Source organism: Actinoplanes sp. M2I2 (assembly GCF_023544445.1).
Classification (GTDB): domain Bacteria; phylum Actinomycetota; class Actinomycetes; order Mycobacteriales; family Micromonosporaceae; genus Actinoplanes.
In genome coordinates this window covers 94,015-113,130 of record NZ_JALPVJ010000002.1, presented here as the reverse complement: position 1 = coordinate 113,130, position 19,116 = coordinate 94,015, and the positions used below count along the sequence as shown (strand labels likewise).

The 19,116-nt window shown below is 72.4% G+C and carries 20 protein-coding genes; 9 read left to right on the top strand and 11 right to left on the bottom strand.

The window, feature by feature from the left end; translation table 11 throughout:
* Nucleotides 1-36: 36 nt before the first annotated feature.
* Both HJC40_RS04265 and HJC40_RS04260 read left to right on the top strand, forming a co-directional pair.
* Nucleotides 37-741, top strand: coding sequence for a ThuA domain-containing protein (locus HJC40_RS04265; protein ID WP_249998330.1), 705 nt, complete (start codon nucleotides 37-39; stop codon nucleotides 739-741).
* Entirely contained in the window at nucleotides 711-1,820 is a 1,110-nt protein-coding gene (locus tag HJC40_RS04260) for a Gfo/Idh/MocA family protein (RefSeq protein ID WP_249998329.1), read from the top strand. The genes HJC40_RS04265 and HJC40_RS04260 overlap by 31 nt, the downstream gene beginning before the upstream one ends.
* A 64-nt stretch (nucleotides 1,821-1,884) precedes the next feature.
* On the opposite strand, the gene HJC40_RS46550 is transcribed toward HJC40_RS04260, so the two are convergent.
* Nucleotides 1,885-2,400, bottom strand: a complete 516-nt coding sequence (locus tag HJC40_RS46550; protein WP_374271059.1) for a 2-phosphosulfolactate phosphatase — start codon at nucleotides 2,398-2,400, stop codon at nucleotides 1,885-1,887.
* 128 nt (nucleotides 2,401-2,528) lie between these two features.
* Here HJC40_RS46550 and HJC40_RS04255 point away from each other — a divergent pair, with 128 nt between their 5' ends.
* Nucleotides 2,529-3,977: a GGDEF domain-containing protein gene (locus HJC40_RS04255; RefSeq protein WP_249998328.1), complete on the top strand. Its 1,449-nt coding sequence runs from the start codon at nucleotides 2,529-2,531 to the stop codon at nucleotides 3,975-3,977.
* 15 nt (nucleotides 3,978-3,992) lie between these two features.
* On the opposite strand, the gene HJC40_RS04250 is transcribed toward HJC40_RS04255, so the two are convergent.
* The gene (locus HJC40_RS04250; RefSeq protein WP_249998327.1) at nucleotides 3,993-4,769 is read right to left on the bottom strand and encodes a hypothetical protein; all 777 of its coding nucleotides are present in this window, start codon (nucleotides 4,767-4,769) and stop codon (nucleotides 3,993-3,995) included.
* A gap of 25 nt (nucleotides 4,770-4,794) precedes the next feature.
* Entirely contained in the window at nucleotides 4,795-5,247 is a 453-nt protein-coding gene (locus tag HJC40_RS04245; RefSeq protein WP_249998326.1) for a DoxX family protein, read from the bottom strand.
* Between the two features lie 260 nt (nucleotides 5,248-5,507).
* On the opposite strand from HJC40_RS04245, the gene HJC40_RS04240 reads away from it, so the two are divergent.
* Nucleotides 5,508-6,854: a glycoside hydrolase family 6 protein gene (locus HJC40_RS04240; RefSeq protein ID WP_249998325.1), complete on the top strand. Its 1,347-nt coding sequence runs from the start codon at nucleotides 5,508-5,510 to the stop codon at nucleotides 6,852-6,854.
* 48 nt (nucleotides 6,855-6,902) lie between these two features.
* On the opposite strand, the gene HJC40_RS04235 is transcribed toward HJC40_RS04240, so the two are convergent.
* From HJC40_RS04235 to HJC40_RS04220, 4 genes are read right to left on the bottom strand one after another with little or no spacing between them, the layout of a single operon-like run.
* Nucleotides 6,903-7,976, bottom strand: a complete 1,074-nt coding sequence (locus tag HJC40_RS04235) for a HAMP domain-containing sensor histidine kinase (protein ID WP_249998324.1) — start codon at nucleotides 7,974-7,976, stop codon at nucleotides 6,903-6,905.
* On the bottom strand, nucleotides 7,976-8,638 hold the full coding sequence (locus HJC40_RS04230; RefSeq protein ID WP_249998323.1) for a response regulator transcription factor: 663 nt from the start codon (nucleotides 8,636-8,638) through the stop codon (nucleotides 7,976-7,978). The genes HJC40_RS04235 and HJC40_RS04230 overlap by 1 nt, the downstream gene beginning before the upstream one ends.
* Nucleotides 8,639-8,679: 41 nt before the next feature.
* Entirely contained in the window at nucleotides 8,680-10,401 is a 1,722-nt protein-coding gene (locus HJC40_RS04225) for a glycosyltransferase 87 family protein (RefSeq protein WP_249998322.1), read from the bottom strand.
* Nucleotides 10,402-10,457: 56 nt separating this feature from the next.
* The gene (locus HJC40_RS04220) at nucleotides 10,458-11,201 is read right to left on the bottom strand and encodes an SDR family NAD(P)-dependent oxidoreductase (RefSeq protein WP_249998321.1); all 744 of its coding nucleotides are present in this window, start codon (nucleotides 11,199-11,201) and stop codon (nucleotides 10,458-10,460) included.
* A 137-nt stretch (nucleotides 11,202-11,338) separates the two neighbouring features.
* Between HJC40_RS04220 and HJC40_RS04215 the strand changes: the two genes are divergently transcribed.
* Both HJC40_RS04215 and HJC40_RS46545 read left to right on the top strand, forming a co-directional pair.
* Nucleotides 11,339-12,037 carry an alpha/beta fold hydrolase gene (locus HJC40_RS04215; RefSeq protein WP_249998320.1) on the top strand — a complete coding sequence of 233 codons (699 nt, stop codon included), beginning with the start codon at nucleotides 11,339-11,341 and terminating at the stop codon, nucleotides 12,035-12,037.
* A 112-nt stretch (nucleotides 12,038-12,149) separates the two neighbouring features.
* Nucleotides 12,150-12,392, top strand: coding sequence for a hypothetical protein (locus HJC40_RS46545; RefSeq protein WP_374271221.1), 243 nt, complete (start codon nucleotides 12,150-12,152; stop codon nucleotides 12,390-12,392).
* On the opposite strand, the gene HJC40_RS04210 is transcribed toward HJC40_RS46545, so the two are convergent.
* The 3 genes from HJC40_RS04210 to HJC40_RS04200 all read right to left on the bottom strand — a co-directional run bounded on the left by HJC40_RS04210 (nucleotide 12,337) and on the right by HJC40_RS04200 (nucleotide 13,946).
* Nucleotides 12,337-12,750: an arsenate reductase ArsC gene (locus tag HJC40_RS04210; RefSeq protein WP_249998319.1), complete on the bottom strand. Its 414-nt coding sequence runs from the start codon at nucleotides 12,748-12,750 to the stop codon at nucleotides 12,337-12,339. The two genes, HJC40_RS46545 and HJC40_RS04210, sit on opposite strands and share 56 nt — an antisense overlap.
* Before the next feature lie 28 nt (nucleotides 12,751-12,778).
* The gene (locus tag HJC40_RS04205) at nucleotides 12,779-13,510 is read right to left on the bottom strand and encodes an MIP/aquaporin family protein (RefSeq protein WP_249998318.1); all 732 of its coding nucleotides are present in this window, start codon (nucleotides 13,508-13,510) and stop codon (nucleotides 12,779-12,781) included.
* Between the two features lie 70 nt (nucleotides 13,511-13,580).
* Nucleotides 13,581-13,946 (bottom strand): metalloregulator ArsR/SmtB family transcription factor, encoded by a 366-nt coding sequence (locus tag HJC40_RS04200; protein WP_249998317.1) that lies wholly within the window; start codon nucleotides 13,944-13,946, stop codon nucleotides 13,581-13,583.
* A gap of 102 nt (nucleotides 13,947-14,048) precedes the next feature.
* On the opposite strand from HJC40_RS04200, the gene HJC40_RS04195 reads away from it, so the two are divergent.
* Nucleotides 14,049-15,476: an FAD-dependent oxidoreductase gene (locus tag HJC40_RS04195; RefSeq protein ID WP_249998316.1), complete on the top strand. Its 1,428-nt coding sequence runs from the start codon at nucleotides 14,049-14,051 to the stop codon at nucleotides 15,474-15,476.
* 90 nt (nucleotides 15,477-15,566) lie between these two features.
* On the opposite strand, the gene HJC40_RS04190 is transcribed toward HJC40_RS04195, so the two are convergent.
* Entirely contained in the window at nucleotides 15,567-16,196 is a 630-nt protein-coding gene (locus HJC40_RS04190; protein ID WP_249998315.1) for a DedA family protein, read from the bottom strand.
* A 259-nt stretch (nucleotides 16,197-16,455) separates the two neighbouring features.
* Between HJC40_RS04190 and HJC40_RS04185 the strand changes: the two genes are divergently transcribed.
* Nucleotides 16,456-17,658, top strand: a complete 1,203-nt coding sequence (locus tag HJC40_RS04185) for an epoxide hydrolase family protein (RefSeq protein ID WP_249998314.1) — start codon at nucleotides 16,456-16,458, stop codon at nucleotides 17,656-17,658.
* A gap of 52 nt (nucleotides 17,659-17,710) precedes the next feature.
* On the top strand, nucleotides 17,711-19,000 hold the full coding sequence (locus HJC40_RS04180; RefSeq protein ID WP_249998313.1) for an epoxide hydrolase family protein: 1,290 nt from the start codon (nucleotides 17,711-17,713) through the stop codon (nucleotides 18,998-19,000).
* Nucleotides 19,001-19,116: the final 116 nt, after the last annotated feature.

The following is a 19,116-nucleotide window of genomic DNA, read 5'->3' as shown; positions in this document are numbered from 1 at the left end:
TGGGCACGGGCAGTCCCGATCTGATAGGCGTTGAGGATGTCCAATGCTCTGGTGGTCCGCGGTGGCTGGGAAGGTCACCGCCCGGTCGAAGCCACCGACCTCTTCCTGCCGTTCCTCGTCGGCAACGGCTTCGAGGTCCACGTTTCCGATTCGACAGCCATCTATGCCGATGACCGCGTCATGGCCGGGACCGATCTGATCGTGCAGTGTGTGACCATGTCGTCGATCGAGGCGCAGGAGCTGGCCGGGCTGCGGGCCGCGGTGGCGGCCGGCACCGGGTTCACCGGCTGGCACGGCGGCATCGCCGACTCGTTCCGCGCCTCGTCGGACTATCTGCAGCTGGTCGGCGGCCAGTTCGCCACCCACCCCGGCAAGGACCCGGCCGAACGCCCGGGCGACGAGACCGACAACTTCCTGACCCACACCGTCGACCTCACCCCGCTCGGCCGGGAGCACCCGATCACGGCCGGTCTCGACGACTTCGAACTGACCACTGAGCAGTACTGGGTGCTGCACGACGACCTCAACGACGTCCTGGCCACCACCACCCACCCGGTCCGGCCCTGGCATCCGTGGCACCGGCCGATCACCTCGCCGGCCATCTGGACCAGGCAGTGGGGCCAGGGCCGGATCGTCGTCACCACCCCCGGCCACAGCGTCGACGTGCTCCAGGACGCCAACGTACGGACCGTCATCGAAAGGGGCATGCTGTGGGCGAGCCGCACCGCATCGGCATCGTAGGCACCGGGTGGATCTCCGGCGCCTACCTGGGGACCCTGCGGGACCACCCGTCCGTGACGATCGCGGCGGTCGCCGACCTCGACGCCTCGCGGGCCGCGTCGGTCGCCGCCGGCATCGAGGGCTGCCGCGCCCTGCCGGTCGACCAGCTCCTCCGGGACGACTCCATCGGGACGGTCCTCAACCTCACGGTCCCCGCCGCCCATGCCTCGGTCGCCCTGGGCGCCATCGACAACAACAAGCAGGTGTACGGCGAAAAGCCGCTCGCCGCCGACCTGCCCGCGGCCCGATCCGTGGTGGAACGGGCGGCGGCGCTCGACGTCGCGGTCGGCTGCGCCCCCGACACCGTCCTGGGAACCGGCGTGCAGACGGCCCGCGCCACCATCGACGCCGGTCTGATCGGCCGCCCGCTGTCCGCCCTGGCGGTGATGGCGACCCCCGGCCATGAGCGCTGGCATCACCACCCCGACTTCTACTACGCACCCGGGGGTGGCCCGCTGCTCGACATGGGCCCCTACTACCTGACCGCCCTGGTGCACCTGCTCGGCCCGATCGTCGCCGTCACCGGCGCCTCCTCGCGTCGCCGCAGCACCCGGGTGATCGGCTCGGGCCCCCGTGCCGGGGAGGTGATCCCGGTGTCGGTGGACACCCACGTGACCGGCGTCCTGCACCACGCGGACGGCGCCCTCTCCACGATCACCACCAGCTTCGACGCGGTCCGCACCACGGCCGCACCGATCGAGGTGCACGGCGAGACCGGCACCCTGGCCGTCCCCGACCCCAACCTGTTCGCCGGTGACGTCCGCCTCTTCGAGCTGGGCGCCACCGAATGGCGCACCGTGGAGCCGTCCGCCGGATACGCGGACGCGGCCCGGGGCATCGGCCTGCTCGACATGCTGACCACCCCGGCGCCCCGGGCCGGTGGCACCCTGGCCCTGCACGTCCTCGACGCCATGACATCTCTGCTCCGCTCGGCCGACGAGGGCCGCCGCATCGAGCTCACCACCACCACCGAGCGGCCCGACCCGGTCCCCCTGGTGCCGGCCGCGACCTGGCGTTCCCAGCGCCCCGGGTCCCGGTAGGCCCACCGGACCGCGAACGGATCAGCACGCCACCGCCGTCAGGACGACGTGGTCCGCACGCACCTCACCGACCATGGCGAACCCGCACCGGTCGACGTCGCGGCAGAAGGGAAGGTCCCTCGACAGGTCCACGCGCTCGGACGCGGTGGCTCGCGATCCATCTCGCCGTGGCGCCGACGCTGCGCCCGGACACCGCCAGCAGCGCCGCCGGATCGGGACACCGGGCGAGCCCCCGGGTCCCGTTCGACGTCGCCAGGATCAGACGACGGCCGTCGAGCCGCGCCGCCGACATCTCGGCCGGCGAGTTCCCGAAGTCGAAGTCCGCGGGCTTGAGTCCCCTGCTCTCCCCGACCAGAAGGCGATCGGGAGACCGGCGCCGGAGGTCCCGCCCGGCCTCGACCGACGAGCGCAGGCTATCCCCGTCACGCCGCGCTCGAAGGCGACCGCGGCTGTCGTGAAGGCCCGGATGACATCGATGACGACGACCACCCGGTGGGGCGGGAGGTCGGCGTCCATACCCACGATCGACACAGCAACTGATCGTTCCTCGACGCCGTCCCCCTGGCCATCGGTTTTCCACCGCTCGATGCCCGCAACACACCGCCTAGGGCATCCTAGGATCCTGGTCTGATATCTGACGGTCGGGCCGGCCTTGTTCGGCGCGTCACATCGGCTCGACCGCGGGCGCGGCCGGCCGATGGCCGGGACATGAGCGCACGAGGCATCCGCTGGTTCCTGGTCCTGGCCGTGGTGGCCGTCGTGGCGTCCATGGCCACCTACGGATCCGACGGGGGAAACGTCCTGTACGTCGGGACGTACCTGATCCTGGCCGGGCTCGGCTGGCGCGCGGCCCGGCGCGCCGGCGCCGGGTCGCGGCTGCCCTGGGTGCTGATCGCGGTCGCGATCACCCTCTGGCTGGCCGGCGACGCCCTCGAGGTCGCGCAGTACTACTTGGGTACGGTCCCTTCGGTGGGGCTGGCGGACGCGTTCTGGCTGGGCGGTTACCCGCTGGTCGCCGTGGCCCTGACCCTGATGGCCCGCCGCCGGGCGCCGGGTCGTCTGCGCGCCGCCGTCCTCGACAGCCTGACCCTGACGCTGGCCGCCGCAGCGGCGAGCTGGCAGTTCCTCATCGAGCCGGTGCTGCAGGCGGGCTACGGCCTCGCCGACTCGGTGGTGCCCGCCCTGTATCCGGTGGCCGACGTGGTGCTGCTGGCCGGCGTGCTCTTCATCGCGTTGTCGCCGGGTGTGCGGACTGCGCCGACCCGGTTGCTGCTGGCTGCCATCGGCGTCTACCTCGGCATGGACATGGCCTACAACCTTCTCCCGTACGTGCTCGACGGGTCGCTCGTCGATCGCCTGGGCCCGCTGGTCATGCTGGGCAACGCGCTGATGGTGGCGGCCGGCCTGCACCCGGACCGGGGCGAGCTGACCCGGGCCGCACACCGGACCGGCGTGCTGCACCCGGCCCGGGTCCTGTTCCTGGGCCTCGCGCTGATGACCACTCCCCTGCTGACCATGCTGCAGTCGGGCTTCGGCCGCGGTGAGATCGTGCTGATCGCCGCCACCGTCGGGTGCGCCGCCTTCGTGCTCGCCCGGTTCACCGTGGCCGTGCGCGAGCAGGAACGCAGTCAGGCCCAGCTGGCGTTCCAGGCCCGGCACGACCCGCTCACCGGGCTGCCCAACCGCACCGAGCTGACCGACCGCCTGGGCCGCCTGCTGCCCGCCGCGGACGCTCCCGTCAGCCTGCTCTACCTCGACCTGGACGGCTTCAAGCAGATCAATGACGAGCACGGGCACGAAGCCGGCGACGCCGTCCTGCGGGTGGTGGCCCGGCGGCTGTCGGCCGCCGTCCGCGAGACCGACCTGGTCACCCGGCTCGGCGGCGACGAGTTCGTGCTGCTCTGCCCGGCCGCGCCGACGGCCGATGCGGTCGGCCTGGCCGACCGCATCGTGCACGACCTGGCCCAGCCCATCTCGTGGCAGGGTTTGACCCTGCGGGTCGGCGCCAGCATCGGCATCACCTCCGGCGCCCACGACGGCGGGACCGCCCCGGCCGATGTGCTGCGCTGCGCCGACCTCGCCATGTACCAGGCCAAGCGTGCGGGCCGCGGACGCTGGGTCCTCGCCGACGCGACCGCCCCGGCTGCGACCTCATAGCCGGCGCCGCGCCGGTCAGCACCGCAGCCGTTGTGTGCCGAGAGCGAGATCGTCGATCCACAGGTCGAACTCGTTCGGCGTGGGGCCGGCCTGGTAGAGCTGCCAGCCGACCTTGACGGTGTCCACGGCGGGCAGGACGAAGGGAACGTCGTTGCCGCCGTGGTCCGTGGTGGATGCGGTCAGCTCCGGGTTCGCCACACCGTCGATCCAGACGGCGACGCGGTTGCCGGCCCGGTCGAGCTTCCACTCGAAGCACTGCCAGGCGTCCTCGACGACCGGGGCCGATTCCCGCCAGGTGGTCCAGTCCCCGGTGGGTCCGCCGTCGGCGCCCACGCCCCAGAAGACGCCGGGGACGGTCGGGGCGTACTGGCCGCCGACCGGGCGGACGACCTCCGAGCTGCCGCTGCCGGTCGCCTCGACCAGCGTGAAGTGAGCCCAGTCGGGGGCGGTGGGGAAGGCGTCGACGCGCAGGCGCATCCGGCCGAAGAGACGGTCCCCCGGTACGGCGAGGTCGTCGACGCGCAGGAAGGCCCGCCCGTTGCCGACCGTGTGGACATGCAGCACCTTGTCGCCGCGATGAGCCCGCTCAACCGTGAGCGTGCCGCCGCGCGTGTCGACGCCCCAGGCGAGCGTGCTGGGGCCGCCGGTCGGCAGCTGTTGGAAGTCCTCGCAGAAGAGCAGGGCGCGGTGGCAGGTGCCGTGGTGCCCGGCGCCCGCCGCGGCGGCCGGGACGCTGCCCGCCGTGGCGCCGAGGGTCAAGGCCGCGGTGAGCGCGGCGAGAAGATGACGCATGGTTCCTCCTGACAGATGGTCGGAATCAGCGGCGGCTGTCGGCCAGCACGCGATCGCCCGTTGCCACGGCCGGTACGCCACGGCGGCGGGTGATGACCGCGTCAGCCGACCAGGGACCGGCCCCGAGCACCGCGATGGCCAGGAACGCCCAGGCGTAGAGGGCCGGGGTGACCCCGCCGTTCTCGATCGGCAGGAGGCCCTGCGGCTGATGGACCACGAAGTACGCGTACGCCATCGACCCGGAGGCCAGGAGGGCCGCGGGCCGGGTGGCCAGACCGACGAGGACAAGGGCGCCGCACACCAGCTGGATCAGTCCGGCGTACCAGTGGGGCCAGGTGCCCGGCTCGATGGCCTGGCCGGTGCCGCGGCTGCCGCCCAGCACGCCGAAGACCGACGCGAGCCCGTGACACAGGAAGAGCAGACCGACCACGATGCGGAACAACGACCACGCCGGCGCGGTGAGACGGTGAGAGGACATGGGTTCTCCTAGCGGAAACCGAGGGGGACCGAGGGACCGGGGATGCCCGGAGGCTAAACAGGCCGGCCATGCTTACGCAACGACGTTCATCAATGCCTAGGTGACCGACTGGGAGCGCTCCCAAACAATGGGAAAGGTCCGCCGGGTTAGCGGCCGACCCGGGGCACATTGATCACGGCCGCTCGGTTGCTGGCGCCGAACCGCTGGGTTACCGTTCGGGAGCGCTCCCAAACCGGACGTCCCCTTCGGAAGGAAGCACCTTGTCCCCCACTGTTTCCCGGCGCTCCCGGCGGCTGACCCTCCTCGCCGCCTCGATCGCCTGCGCCACGGCCGGCGTCACGATCGCCGGCGCCGCCTCGGCCGGCACGCTCAGCGGCACTCTCTATCGCGACCCGGACACCGCCGTCGCGCGCTGGGTGGCGGCCAACCCCAACGACTCCCGTACGTCGCTGATCAGTTCCCGGATCGCGAGCCAGCCGGCCACGCGCTGGTTGTCGAACTTCAACCTCGGCACCGTCCAGTCCGAGGTTTCGGCCTACGTCGGCGCCGCGGCCGCCGCCGGGCGGGTTCCGGCCCTGACCCTGTACGGCATCCCGAACCGCGACTGCGGCGGCGCCAGCGCGGGCGGCGCCCCCGACCTGGCCCAGTACCAGACCTGGGTCAACGGGATCGCCCGGGGCCTGGCCGGCCGCACCACGCTGATCCTGCTCGAGCCCGACTCGATCGCGCTGCAGACCTGCCTCAGCGCCGGCGAGATCACCGCCCGCGACCAGGCCCTGGCCACCGCGACCCGGACGCTCAAGGCGGCCGGCGCCAAGGTCTATCTGGACGGCGGGCACTCGGCCTGGAACAGCGGGGCCGAGCAGGCCCGGCGGCTGGCCAACGCGGGCGTGGCCGACGGCGACGGGTTCTACACCAACGCCTCGAACTTCCAGTCCACCGCGAACGAGGCCGCGTTCGGCCGCTCGGTGCTGAGCGCACTGTCCGGCCGCGGCATCACCGGCAAGCGACAGGTCATCGACACCAGCCGCAACGGCGGCGCGGCCGGCGACTGGTGCGGCGACGACAACACCGACCGGCGGATCGGGCGCTACCCCACGCTCGACACCGGGGACGCGAACATCGACGCCTACCTCTGGATCAAGCCGCCCGGCGAGGCGGACGGCTGCGCGTACGCGGCCGGCTCGTTCCAGCCCGCCCTGGCCGCGAGCCTGGCGACCGGCGCGGCCGCCCCGCCGAACACCCCGTCCAACCCCACCCCGCCGACGTCCGCACCGACCACACCGCCGACGACGCCTCCGACCGGCCAGCCGGCCGGCGCGTGCGGCGCGACGTACGTGACGTCCAGTACCTGGCAGGGCGGCTTCCAGGGCCAGATCACGGTCAAGGCGGGCGGCGGCGCGGTGAACGGCTGGTCCGTGTCCTGGACGCTGGGCTCCGGCCAGTCGGTGAGCCAGGTCTGGGGCGGCACCCTGTCGGTCAGCGGATCGACGGTCACGGTCCGCAACGCCGGCTGGAACGGGTCGCTGCAACCCGGCGCGACGGCCGAGTTCGGCTTCATCGCCTCCGGCGCGGCCGGCACCCCCGGTCTGACCTGTACGGCCTGACAGTCCGGTGACGGCGGCCCGGTGGCGGGAACACCACCGGGCCGCCGGTCACTTCGCGGTCCGGGCGTCGGCCCGGGTGTCGGCCCGGGGCAGGCGGACGGCGACACGCAGGCCGCCGCCGTCCAATGAGGTCGCGGTGATCGTGCCCCCGTGGGCCCGCACGATCGAGCGGGCGATCGCCAGGCCCAGCCCGCTGCCACCGCTGTGGTCGATCCGCCCGGTGGCGAGCCGGGTGAAGGGCTCGAACAACCGGGCCACCTGCTCGGGTGGGATCACCGGACCGGTGTTCTCCACCGTCAGCGCGGCGTCGGCCGCCCCGACGGTGACGGCGACAGTGCCGCCCGGCTGGTTGTACTTGATCGCGTTGTGCACGAGGTTGCGGACCAGTCTTTCCAGCAGCACCGCGTCACCCTCGACCTCGTACGGGCTCGCATCGGCGCTGAGCTTCACGTCGGCGTCGGCGGCGGTCCGGGCGTGAGAGTCGACGACGCCGGCGGTGATGTCGTCGAGCGGCTGCACGGCCGTCGAGCGAAGGCCCTGATCGGCCTGGCTGAGCACCAGCAGACCCTCGATCAGCCGCTCGTTGCGGGCGTTCGTCTCCAGCAGCTGACTCGCCAGCAGGGTCGACTGGTCGGGCGTCAGCGGTTCGGCCATGCCGACCTCGATCAGCGTCCGCTGCAGGGCCAGCGGGGTGCGCAGCTCGTGGGAGGCGTTGGCCGCGAAGCTGCGCTGCCCCTCGTAGCCGGCCGCGATGCCGTTCATCATCGTGTCCAGCGCCCGGCCGAGCTGTTTGATCTCGTCCCGGCCGCGGCGCGGGCGGATCCGGTGGCCGAGGTTCTGCGGACCGATCTGAGCGATGGCCGGCAGGAGCCGGCGCACCGGGGCCAGCACCCACCACACCAGCAGGCCCACGAGTGGCACGGAGGCCGCCAGCACGATGCCGAACTGGGCGAAGTCGCCGATCGGGATCTTCCGGGTGACCCGGCACACCATGCTGTCGACCTCGAAGCACGGGGTGTAGGTCGGCGGCACCCAGGGAATCTCCCAATAGACGAAATGGGCGACGAAAACGAAGGTCACCGTGCCGAACAGGGCCACGGCCAGACGGGCGCGCAGCCCCATCAGGCCGGCCCGACGCGGTAGCCGGCCCGCGGCACCGTCAGTACCACCTGCGGTTCGCCGAGCTTGCGGCGCAGTGTCGAGACGGTCACCCGCACGACGTTGGTGAACGGGTCGACATGCTCGTCCCAGACCTGCTCCAGGAGGTCCTCGGTGGTGACCGCCTGCCCCTGCGCGCGCATCAACGTGTGCAGGACGCCGAACTCCTTGTGGGTCAGGGCCAGCGGGCGGCCGTCCCGGCTCGCGGTCCGCGTCGCCACGTCCAGCACGATCCCCTCGCGCTCGAGGACCGGGGGCAGGGCCGGAGCCGTACGCCGGGCCAGCGCCTGCACCCGGGCGACGAGCTCGGCGAAGGCGAACGGCTTGGTCAGGTAGTCGTCGGCCCCGAGCCCGAGCCCCTCGACCCGGTCGTAGATGCCGACGGCCGCCGTGAGCATCAGCACCCGCGTCTCGAGCCGGCGGTCGGTGATCCAGCGACACACGTCGTCGCCCGTCTCCCCCGGCATGTCGCGGTCGAGCACCGCGACGTCGTACCGGTTGACCTGGATCTTCTCGATCGCCTCGCCGCCGTCGTAGGCGATGTCGACCGCAATGGCCGCACGCCGCAGACCCACCGCGATCGTGTCGGCCAGCAGCCGTTCGTCGTCCGCCACCAGTACTCGCACCCGAGCAATGCTGCCATGATCGGGATAAGGCGACGATAAGGTCATGGCTTCCAGAGCCAGACATCGCGGACCGTTTCCGGCGGGCCGTACACCTGCGAGACCAGCGATCGCAGCGGCAGGTTGAAGGCCTCCGCGCGCATCACGACGGCCTCCCCGTGCCACCGGGCCAGGTCGGCCCGGACGGCGGCCCGGTGGCTCTCCGGCAGAGCGGGAGCGGTGCGTGTGCGATACGTCTCGATGACGAGCTGCGTCGTCCGGCTGACGGTCGCCGGGCCCATCCGGCCCACGCCGTCCGGGCCGGGGCCGAGGAAGTAGCCCTCGGGCACGGCGAACTCGTGCCGGGCCTGCGCGCTCCAGCCCAGCGTGTCGCGCCCGAGCCAGTTGCTCGGCAGCGGCACCGGGACCAGGGTGCCGCCGGGGCGGACGTACTCACGCCAGGCGCCGCTCGTGACGAACTCGGGCGCCGGCCGTTCCGGCATCGCCGGCACGGGGGTCGGGATCAACGGGACGAGGGCGGCCGCCACCAGGAAGCGAGTGGGGCGCAGCCGGTCCCAGGCCACCGCGACCAGCAGGACGGCGGCGCCGATGACCACGTACGTCAGACGGCTCGGCATCAACAGGTCGAACAGCGGCAGGCCCTCGGGCAGCAGCCCCAGAGGACCCCGGTGCGCGGTCTCCTCACCGCCGAAGCGCAGCACCGGGCCGAGCGAGAGCACCGCGAACACCGCCGCCACCAGGGTCGCCACCCGCGCCGGCACCGAGCTCCGCCACAGCGCGACGGCGAGCACGAGCAGCACCACCGTCAGGGGCCAGCCGAACCAGCTGTTCTGCTCGGTCACGCCCTGCGCGGCCTCGCCGAGAGGACTGCCGGCGAGCGTGTCGCGGGAGAACGTCAGGTACGTGACCGGATCCTCGCCCCAGTGCGTGAACAAGGGCAGACCGGCGAACGACTGCGGCCCGTGGAACTGGAACGCGATCGGGTACGCGCAGAGCGCCCCGGCCACGACCGCGGTCACGCCGAGCCCCCGCAGGAAGGCCGGCGCCCGCCGCCGCGCCCCGGCCGGCCGGAACACCGCGATCAGGATCGTGGCCAGGCCGCACGCGAGCGCCGTGGCCAGCAGCAGCTCCTCGTTGATGAACAGCTGCCACGTCACCAGCAGACCCAGCACCACGCCGTCACGCAGCCACCGTCTACCCGCGCCCAGTCCGAACACCGCCGCGACGATCAGCGGCAGCAGGAAGTTCGACACGAAGTTGGGCTGACCGTTGGCGTGATGCACCACCCCGGGCGCGAACCCGGCGAGCGCCCCGCCCGCGAACGCCGCCGCCCGCGACCGCACGACGAAGCGCTGCAGCACCCAGTACGTCGTCGCGGCGGTGCCCGCACACGCGAGGATCATCCAGATCACGTAGGTGGCGCGGGGCCCGAGCAGCATCGTCAGCGGCGCCAACGGAACGGTCACGCCGAGCACCGAGGTGTTGGCCATCATGTTCACGCCGAGCGGGTAGTTCTGAGCCGTGGAGAACAGCGGGTTGCCGCCGTGCGCCACGACGTGCGCCCCGTGCGCCAGCAGCCACTCGAACCAGGTGTGGTCGATCGGCAGGTGCGCCGAGACCCGCTCCCCCGGCCGGCCGGCGAACCGTCCCATCACGACCACCCCGAGCAGGACGTACGCCGAGACGGCGGCGAGGTGCGGCAGGCGCGGCCGGGCGGGCGGCGCCGGGCGTACCGCCGGTGGTGCGTTCTCCGCAGCGATGGTCATGATCGGCGACCGTAGGGACGGGGAGCTAAGCCCCGGATAAGACAGCGTGGCTCGGATCAGCCGGGCAGCAGGCTGCGCTCCCCGCCGTGGACGCCGACCACCGTCCCGTTCACATAGCTGCTGCGCTCCCCGACCAGGAACAGCACGACATCGGCGATCTCCTCCGGGTCACCGATCCGGCCGCGCGCGGTCACCTGGTCCATGGCGTCGCCGACCGCGGCCAGCAACGGCGCCGTGCCCGGGGTGCGGACCGGACCGGACGAGACGCCGTTGACCCGGATCCCGGCGCCACCGAACTCCGTGGCCCAGTAGCGGGTCAGGGTCTCCAGCGCCGCCTTCGATGCGCCGTAGGCCGCGCCGACCGGTGCGACCGAGGTCGCGGCGGTCGAGCTGATGTTGACGATCACGCCGTGGCCGCGTTCGATCATGCCCGGGACCAGGGCCCCGACCAGCTGGAAGGGCGCGCGGGTGTTGATCGCGAGGTGCCGGTCGAAGCTGTCCGCGCTGGTCTGAGCAGTCGCGGTGAACTCGTACACCCCGGCGTTGTTGACCAGGATGTCCACGTCGCCGGCCTCGGCCGCGAGCCGCTCGACGTCCGCGGCGGCCGAGAGGTCGGCCGCGACGAACCGCGCCCGTCCGCCTCGCTCGGCGATCGCCGCCACCAGGTCCGCGCCTCGGGCGGCGTCGCGGCCGTGCACCAGCACCTCGGCTCCGGCCTCCGCCAGCCGCATCGCGACGGCCCGGCCGATTCCCGCGGTGGCGCCGGTCACCAAGGCCGTCTTACCTGCGAGTTCCGACATGAGAAGCCCCTTTCTGGGTTGTTGAACCCATTCGTATCGCAGATTTATGGGTTTTGCAACCCACTCTGCGGAATGCGCCTTTCTGCAGGTTTGCCTCTGTCGGCTAGAGTGCGGTCTGATCAACATCTGGAGGTCTGATGCACTACGTCTTCATCCCTGGTGCCTGGCACGGCGGATGGTCCTGGCATCCGGTCGGACACCGGGTCCGCGCGTCCGGCCACGGGGCCACGGCGCTCACCATGCCGGGCCTGAGCCTGGGCGACGACCCGGCCGGCCTGCGGCTGAGCGACGCCGTCGACCACATCGTCACCGAGGTCGAGCGCCGCGATCTGCGCGACGTCGTCCTGGTCGGGCACAGCTGGGGCGGCATCCCGATCACCGGCGCCGCCCACCGCCTGGGCGACCGGCTGGCCGGCCTCGCGTACTTCAGCGCTTTCATCCCGCTCCGCGGCCAGTCGATGGCAGCGGCCATGGGGCCGATGGAGGGCTTCGTCACCGACACCATCGCCGCCTCGCCGGACGGCACCATCGGGCTCGACTTCCCCACGTTCCAACAGGGTCTGATGCCCGGCGAACCCGAGGCGCTGCAGCGCGTCGTCTTCGACCAGCTGATGCCGCAGCCCGGCGGTTACATGCTGGACGCGCTCGACGTGGAGGGGGTGGAGACGCTCGGCCGGCCGATCACCTACGTCCTGGCCGAGGACGACATCTCCCTGGCCGCCCCCGGAGAGGAGCTCGCGGCCCGCGTGGGTGTGCGACCGGTCCTGGTGGGCGGTGGCCACGAGGCCCTGCTGACCAACCCCGACGAGGTGGCCAAGGCCATTCTCTCGGCCTGAGCCGGACAGCGCCTCGGCCCTTCGGGGCGCGCAAGGCGGTCATCAACCGCCAGGCCCAGACGCCGCTGATCCCCGGCCGGCCCGTCATGGGCTCCTAAGCAGCTTCGACGCCCTGCGGGCGTGGGCCGACGCGGCCATCGAGCATCAGGAACACGACAGCGGCCGCGGCGACTGCACGCTGACCTCGCTGGCCGGCGAGCTGAGCCCCACCGACGAGCAGGCCCGCGAAGACCTGTGCGACGCCTTCCTGCGGTGGCAGGGCTTGCTCCACTACGGTCTGCGGGCCATGCGCGAGACGATCAGGGTCGGCCGGCGGGAAGGAGGTCGGCCAGGAGTGCCTCGATCCGGGTCCTGATCTCGTCGCGGATCGGGCGGACGGCCTCGACACCCCGGCCGGCCGGGTCGTCGAGCTTCCAGTCCTCGTACCGCTTGCCGGGGAAGACCGGGCAGGCGTCGCCGCAGCCCATCGTGATGATGACGTCGGAGTCCTGCGCGACCTCGTACTGAAGGATCTTGGGCTGCTGGTCGGTGATGTCGATGCCGACCTCGCGCATGGCCTCGACCGCGGAGGGGTTGACGGTGTCGGCCGGGGCGGAGCCGGCCGAGCGGACTTCGACGGCGTCACCGGCGAGGTGCCGCAGCCAGCCGGCCGCCATCTGGGAACGGCCGGCGTTGTGGACGCACACGAACAGGACGCTGGGCTTGCCGGTCATGATGTCGATCCTCCGGTACGGGTGGTGGTCAGCGGGTTCGGGCGGGCCGGGCGACGACGACATCGTCGGCGGCTCGACCGGCCGTGGGGTACAGGGCGAGCAGCAGGCCGGTCCCGACGACCAGGCCCCCGAGCTGGGCGAGGACGAAGCCGGGCACGGACGCGGGCTGAATGCCGGCGAAGGTGTCGGTGAAGGCCCGGCCGACGGTGACCGCCGGGTTGGCGAAACTGGTGCTGCTGGTGAACCAGTACGCGGCCCCGATGTAGGCGCCGACCGCGGCGGGAGCCGCCGAGGCGCGTCCGGAGCGGGCCAGCGCGAAGATCAGCAGGAGCAGTCCGGCGGTGGCGACGACCTCGCCGAGCCACAGGTGCCCGGCCGACCGTTCGCGGGTCGAGAACGTCACCGCGGGAAGGTCGAACATCAGGTTGGCCAGCACCGACCCGGTGATCGCCCCGGCGGTCTGCGCGGCGGCGTACCCGGCGAGCTCGGCGCCGGTCAGGCCGGTGCCGGCGCGACGGCCGAGGAACCAGTCGGCGGCCGACACGACCGGGTTGAAGTGGGCGCCGGAGACCGGCCCGAAGGTCAGGATCAGCGTGCCGAGCGCGAACGCGGTGGCCACCGCGTTCTCCAGCAGCTGCAGGCCGACGTCGCCGGGCGAGAGGGTGACGGCCATGATGCCGGAGCCGACCACGGCGGTGACCAGCAGGGCCGTACCGAGAAACTCGGCGAGCAGGCGGCGCCAGGCGGCGATGGGGTGCATGACACGGAACTCCGGTCTCGGCGGGTCGAGGTGCTGGGCCAGGTGGGTGCGGGCGGCTTCGCCGGGTCCGTCACTCCGCGGCGGACCCGATGTCGAGCAGGGCGGAGAGCTGCCGCATCAAATCTGGCCGGGCCCGGTAGTAGACCCAGCTGGCCCGGCGCTCGGCGGTCACCAGGCCGGACTCCTTGAGCACCCTGAGGTGGTGCGAGATGGTGGGCCCGGAGATCGCGAACGCCGGCGTGAGGTCGCAGACGCAGATCTCGCCACCCTCGGCGGAGGCGATCATCGACATCAGCTGCAGGCGGATCGGGTCGCCGAGAGCCTTGAACGCCTGCGCCAGCGGAACGGCCGCCTCGGCCGGGACGCGGCTGTGGGCCAGGGGCGGGCAGCACGGCGCCACGTCGGCATCGGTGACGGCGGGCGCTGATTTCGACATGCTTCGAGGTTGACAGATATCGAATCCGCGTGCAACTGTCGGTTTCGACGATCGTCAAGTTCGACGGTTTTCGAATCCGTTTCGCCTTGGAGGAGGACGGTCATGAGCGACCAGCATGTCGCCGGTAGTGCCCGGCTGGACACCCTGCCCGTGGCCGTCATCGGCGCCGGGCCCGTCGGTCTCGCCGCCGCCGCGCACCTCGCCCAGCGGGGCATCGCCTTCGTCGTCCTCGAAGCCGGCGACAGCCCCGCCGCGGCCGTGCGCCAGTGGGGTCACGTGCGGCTGTTCTCGCCGTGGCGCTACAACATCGACGCGGCCGCGGCCGGGCTGTTGACCGAGGCCGGCTGGGTCCGCCCCGACAACGACAAGCTGCCCACCGGCGCCCAGCTCGCCGCCGACTACCTGCAGCCGCTGGCCGACCTGCCCGCCCTCAAGCCGCACGTGCGCTACGGCGCCCGGGTCATCGCGGTCACCCGCCTCGGCCTCGACCGCCTGCGCACCACCGGCCGTGACCGGGCCCCGTATCTGATCCGGCTCGCCACCGGCGAGGACGTGCTCGCCCGCGCCGTCATCGACGCCTCCGGCACGTGGGGAAAGCCCAACGTGCTCGGCGCCTCCGGCATCCCGGCGCACGGCGAGACCGAAGCCGCCGCGTACGTCGAGACCGCCCTGCCGGACGTGCTGGGCCGCGACCGGGACCGCTTCGCCGGCCGCCGCGTCCTCGTGGTCGGGGCCGGGCACTCCGCCGCCAGCACGCTGCTCGACCTGGCCGAGAACGCCCTCGGCACCACCGTCACGTGGGCCATTCGCGCGGCCACCCCCGCCCGCACCTACGGCGGCGAGTCCGCCGACGCGCTCCCGGCCCGTGGCGCGCTCGGCACCCGCCTGCGCGAGCACGTCGAAAGCGGCGCCATCACGCTGCTGACCGGTTTCAGTGTCCAGTCCGTCACCGCCGGCCCGGACGGGGTCGAGGTGTCCGACGGCACCCGCACGGTGACCGCAGACCGGGTCGTCGGAGCCACCGGCTTCCGGCCCGACCACGGCATCGTCAGCGAGCTGCGCCTCGACCTCGACCCGATCATGGGTTCCACCCGCGCCCTGGCGCCACTGATCGACCCGAACGAGCACTCCTGCGGCACCGTCCCGCCGCACGGCGCCGACCAGCTCACCCACCCCGAGCCCGGCTACTACGCCATCGGCGTCAAGTCCTACGGCCGCGCCCCGACCTTCCTGCTCGCCACCGGCTACGAGCAGGCCCGCTCGGTGGTCGCGGCCCTCGACGGCGACTGGGCCGCGGCCCGCGACGTCCAGCTCGACCTGCCCGAGACCGGCGTCTGCAACAGCAGCCAGGATCTCGACAGCGACACCATCGACGCCGGCGGCGGCTGCTGCGGCGCCCCCGCTGCCGTGCCCGAGCCGGCCGGGCGCGGCCTGGCCACCGGCGTCTCCGGCGGGCTGCTCCGCACGCCCCTCACGGTCATCACGGCGCCGCCCACCCCCGCCGAGCAGTCCGGCGGCTGCTGCGGCTGACCGCGCACCCTCGGCGCGCGACGGTTGCCTCAGATCAGGAATCGGCCAAGTCGTTCCGCCTGCGAAGCCACAACCGCCGCGCCGTGGCGGTCAGTTCTGGCCGGCCGGGTCGCGGCGGGTGCGGTGGCGGGCCCGGAGCAGTTCGACGGCCACCGGGAGGACCGAGACGACAACGACGCCGATCAGGATCAGTTCGATGTTCGCGCGGACGAAGGCCACCTGCCCGAGGAAGTATCCGAGCGTGGTGACACCGCAGGCCCACAGCGTCCCGCCGATCACGTTGTAGGTCACGAACCTTCCGTACGGCATGTGGCTCGCACCGGCCACGATCGGGGTGAAGGTTCGGACGACCGGCACGAACCGGGCCAGGACGATCGAGCGGGCGCCGTACCTCTGGAAGAAGTCCCGGGCGCGCGCGAGGTTCTCCTTCTTGAACAGCCTCGAGTCGGGCCGCCGGAACAGCGCCGGGCCGAACCGGCGGCCGAACAGGTAGCCGGTCTGGTCGCCCAGCACGGCGGCCGCCGACACCAGCAGGCACATCAGCCACAACGGCTGGTGCAGATAGGTGCCTCCGGCGACCAGCAGGCCCGTGGTGAACAGCAGCGAGTCACCGGGCAGGAAGAAGCCGATCAGCAGTCCGGATTCGGCGAAGACGACGGCGAGGATGCCGATCAGGCCGAACGTCGAGATCAGGTGTTGCGGGTCGAGGACCGACGGCACGTCGCCACGCCTCTCCGGAGGAGGACCAAAACCCCATCATCACCTCGCCTAGGGCCGGTAAACCCCCGTGGGGCCGCCGGGGTGGTGTCCACCGCCACATCGAGCCCGTCGCCCGGGTATCGACCAGGGTCTCCGACGGGCGTGAGTGGCCTCGAATCTCGCCAGGCTTGGGGACGTCGCGGACGCCCGAATCGAGAGGCGGCGGTGGAAAAGCCGCCGGGGGCCGCGCGCCGAATCCGACCCAAGGGGAGTGCGAGCCATGACCACGCTCGAACAACAGACCGGCCAGGCGATCCGACCGTTCACGGTGCGGTTCCGCGAAAAGGCGCTCGACGAGTTGCGCCACCGCCTGGCCACCACACGCTGGCCGACCCGGGAGCTCGTCGGCGACCGTACGCAAGGGGTGCAGCTGGCCACCATGCGGGCGCTCGGCCGCTACTGGGAGAAGGAGTACGACCTGCGGCGGGTGCAGTCCCGGCTGAACGCGCTGCCCCAGTTCACCACCGAGATCGACGGCGTCGGCCTCCACTTCGTGCACGTCAGGTCCCGGCACCCGGACGCCCTGCCGCTGATCATGACGCACGGCTGGCCCGGCTCCGTCATCGAGATGCTCGACTCGATCGGCCCGCTCACCGACCCGACCGCCCACGGCGGCACCCCCGCCGACGCCTTCCACCTCGTCCTGCCCTCCCTGCCCGGATACAGCTTCTCCGCCGAACCGGCCGAGATCGGCTGGGACCTCGTCCGCACCGCCCGGGCCTGGGCCGAACTCATGAACCGCCTCGGCTACCACCGCTACGTCGCCCAGGGCGGCGACGTCGGCGCCGGCGTCACCGACGCCCTGGGCCGGCTCGGCCCCGAGGGCCTGGCCGGCATCCACACCAACCTGCTCGTCACCGCGCTCAACGACCCGGCCGCACTACCGAACACCACCGAGGAGGAACGCGCGGCGCTGGAGGCCATCAAAGTCTTCCAGACCAGCGGCAACGGCTACTTCGTCGAGATGGCCACCCGGCCGGAGACCATCGGGTACGCGCTGCTGGACTCTCCGTCCGCGCTGGCCGCCTGGATGATCGACCACGACACCGACTCCTACCACAAGATCGCCCGCGCCTTCGTCGACGGACAGCCCTCGGGCAACCTCACCCGGGACCACCTCCTCGACAACATCACCGCCTACTGGCTGACCGGCACCGGCGCCTCCACGGCCCGGTCGTACTGGGAGGCGTACGGACCGGACGCTCCCGCCGCGGGCCGCCCACCGCTGCCGGCGCCCCGCGTCCCGGTCGGCTTCAGCACCTTCCCCGGCGAGATCTGGCGGACGCCCCGCAGCTGGGCCGAGGTCTCGTATCCCACGCTCAACTACTTCGGGGTGGCCGAACGCGGCGGCCACTTCGCCGCCTGGGAGGAACCGGAACTGTTCGCGGCGCAACTGCGGGCCGCCTTCCGCCCGCTGCGATGACCGGCTGTCCGCTCCCGTCCGGCCGGACGAATCCCAGAGAAGGTGGCAATTGATGACCTCGTCCACGTCCCAGCCCACTCGACGGCAACTCCTGCAGGGCAGCCTGGCCGCCGGAGTCACCGTCGCCGCGGGCGCCGTGCTGGGCCCGGCCCCGGCCGGTGCGGCACCGGCCGCCGGCCCGACCGCGATCCGCCCGTTCCGGGTTGCCGTCCAGCCGGGCCGGCTGACCGAGATGCGCAGCCGCGTCGCCGCGACCCGCTGGCCGACCCGCGAGCTGGTGAACGACCGCTCGCAGGGCGTGCAACTGGCGACCGCCCAGGCTCTCGCCCGGTTCTGGGCGACCCGCTACGACTGGCGCCGGCTCGAGGCGAAGCTCAACGCCCTGCCACAGTTCACGACCGAGATCGACGGCGTCGACGTCCACTTCATCCACGTACGCTCGCGGCACAGCAACGCTCTGCCGCTCATCATGACCCACGGCTGGCCCGGCTCGATCGTCGAACTGCTCGAGACGATCGGTCCCCTGACGAACCCGACCGCGCACGGCGGCGCCGCGGCGGACGCCTTTCACCTCGTCCTGCCGTCGATCCCCGGCTACGGCTTCTCCGGCAAGCCCGACGAGCTCGGCTGGGACACCACCCGGACGGCACGGGCCTGGGCCGAATTGATGCGCCGCCTCGGTTACCGGGACTACGTCGCCCAGGGCGGGGACGTCGGCGCGGCCGTCACCGACAGCCTGGGCCGCGTCGCCCCGGCGGGCCTGCTCGGCATCCATCTGAACCTGCTCGTCCCGGCGCTGAACGGCACCACCGGCCTGCCGAAGAACACCAGCCAGGAGAAGGCCGCGCAGGCCGCGCTCCAGGTCTTCTCCGCGAGCGGCCGGGGTTATCTGGTCGAGCAGTCGACGCGGCCGCAGACGATCGGCTACGCGCTGCTGGACTCCCCGGTCGCCCTGGCCGCCTGGATGCTCGACCACGACACCGACAGCTACCTCAAGATCTCCCGGGCGTTCCGCGGCGGCCCACCGTCGGGCAACCTCACCCGCGAGCACATCCTGGACAACATCTCGCTCTACTGGCTGACCGGCACCGGCGAGTCGGCCGCCCGGGCGTACTGGGAGAGAACGCAGAGCGCCGGCCAGAGCCATCCGCCGGTGGGCGTCCCGGTCGCCTTCAGCGCCTTCCCCGGTGAGATCTTCCAGGCGCCCCGCAGCTGGGCCGAGATCAGCTATCCCACCCTCAGCTATTACGGCACAGCGCCGCGGGGTGGGCACTTCGCGGCCTGGGAGGAGCCCGGACTGTTCACCCGCGAGCTCCGTGCCGCCTTCCGATCGACCCGCTGAGCCGGGCCCCGGGCGCTCCGCCGTTAGCTGGTGAAGCGCCCGGGACTGCTACGACACGTTCTCTCTCCGATGACGAAGTCAGGAGCAGTCATGTCCGTCGCAGTTGTGACCGGGGC

What these genes read in the sequence shown, in the direction of transcription:
- HJC40_RS04245 (WP_249998326.1), bottom strand. Translation starts at nt 5,247, where the DNA reads ATGTCCTCTCACCGTCTCACCGCGCCGGCGTGGTCGTTGTTCCGCATC.
- HJC40_RS04200 (WP_249998317.1), bottom strand. Translation starts at nt 13,946, where the DNA reads ATGTCGAAATCAGCGCCCGCCGTCACCGATGCCGACGTGGCGCCGTGC.
- HJC40_RS04205 (WP_249998318.1), bottom strand. Translation starts at nt 13,510, where the DNA reads ATGCACCCCATCGCCGCCTGGCGCCGCCTGCTCGCCGAGTTTCTCGGT.
- HJC40_RS04225 (WP_249998322.1), bottom strand. Translation starts at nt 10,401, where the DNA reads ATGACCATCGCTGCGGAGAACGCACCACCGGCGGTACGCCCGGCGCCG.
- HJC40_RS04235 (WP_249998324.1), bottom strand. Translation starts at nt 7,976, where the DNA reads ATGGGGCTGCGCGCCCGTCTGGCCGTGGCCCTGTTCGGCACGGTGACC.
- HJC40_RS04180 (WP_249998313.1), top strand. Translation starts at nt 17,711, where the DNA reads ATGACCTCGTCCACGTCCCAGCCCACTCGACGGCAACTCCTGCAGGGC.
- HJC40_RS04210 (WP_249998319.1), bottom strand. Translation starts at nt 12,750, where the DNA reads ATGACCGGCAAGCCCAGCGTCCTGTTCGTGTGCGTCCACAACGCCGGC.
- HJC40_RS04250 (WP_249998327.1), bottom strand. Translation starts at nt 4,769, where the DNA reads ATGCGTCATCTTCTCGCCGCGCTCACCGCGGCCTTGACCCTCGGCGCC.
- HJC40_RS04265 (WP_249998330.1), top strand. Translation starts at nt 37, where the DNA reads ATGTCCAATGCTCTGGTGGTCCGCGGTGGCTGGGAAGGTCACCGCCCG.
- HJC40_RS04185 (WP_249998314.1), top strand. Translation starts at nt 16,456, where the DNA reads ATGACCACGCTCGAACAACAGACCGGCCAGGCGATCCGACCGTTCACG.
- HJC40_RS04255 (WP_249998328.1), top strand. Translation starts at nt 2,529, where the DNA reads ATGAGCGCACGAGGCATCCGCTGGTTCCTGGTCCTGGCCGTGGTGGCC.
- HJC40_RS04220 (WP_249998321.1), bottom strand. Translation starts at nt 11,201, where the DNA reads ATGTCGGAACTCGCAGGTAAGACGGCCTTGGTGACCGGCGCCACCGCG.
- HJC40_RS04215 (WP_249998320.1), top strand. Translation starts at nt 11,339, where the DNA reads ATGCACTACGTCTTCATCCCTGGTGCCTGGCACGGCGGATGGTCCTGG.
- HJC40_RS04195 (WP_249998316.1), top strand. Translation starts at nt 14,049, where the DNA reads ATGAGCGACCAGCATGTCGCCGGTAGTGCCCGGCTGGACACCCTGCCC.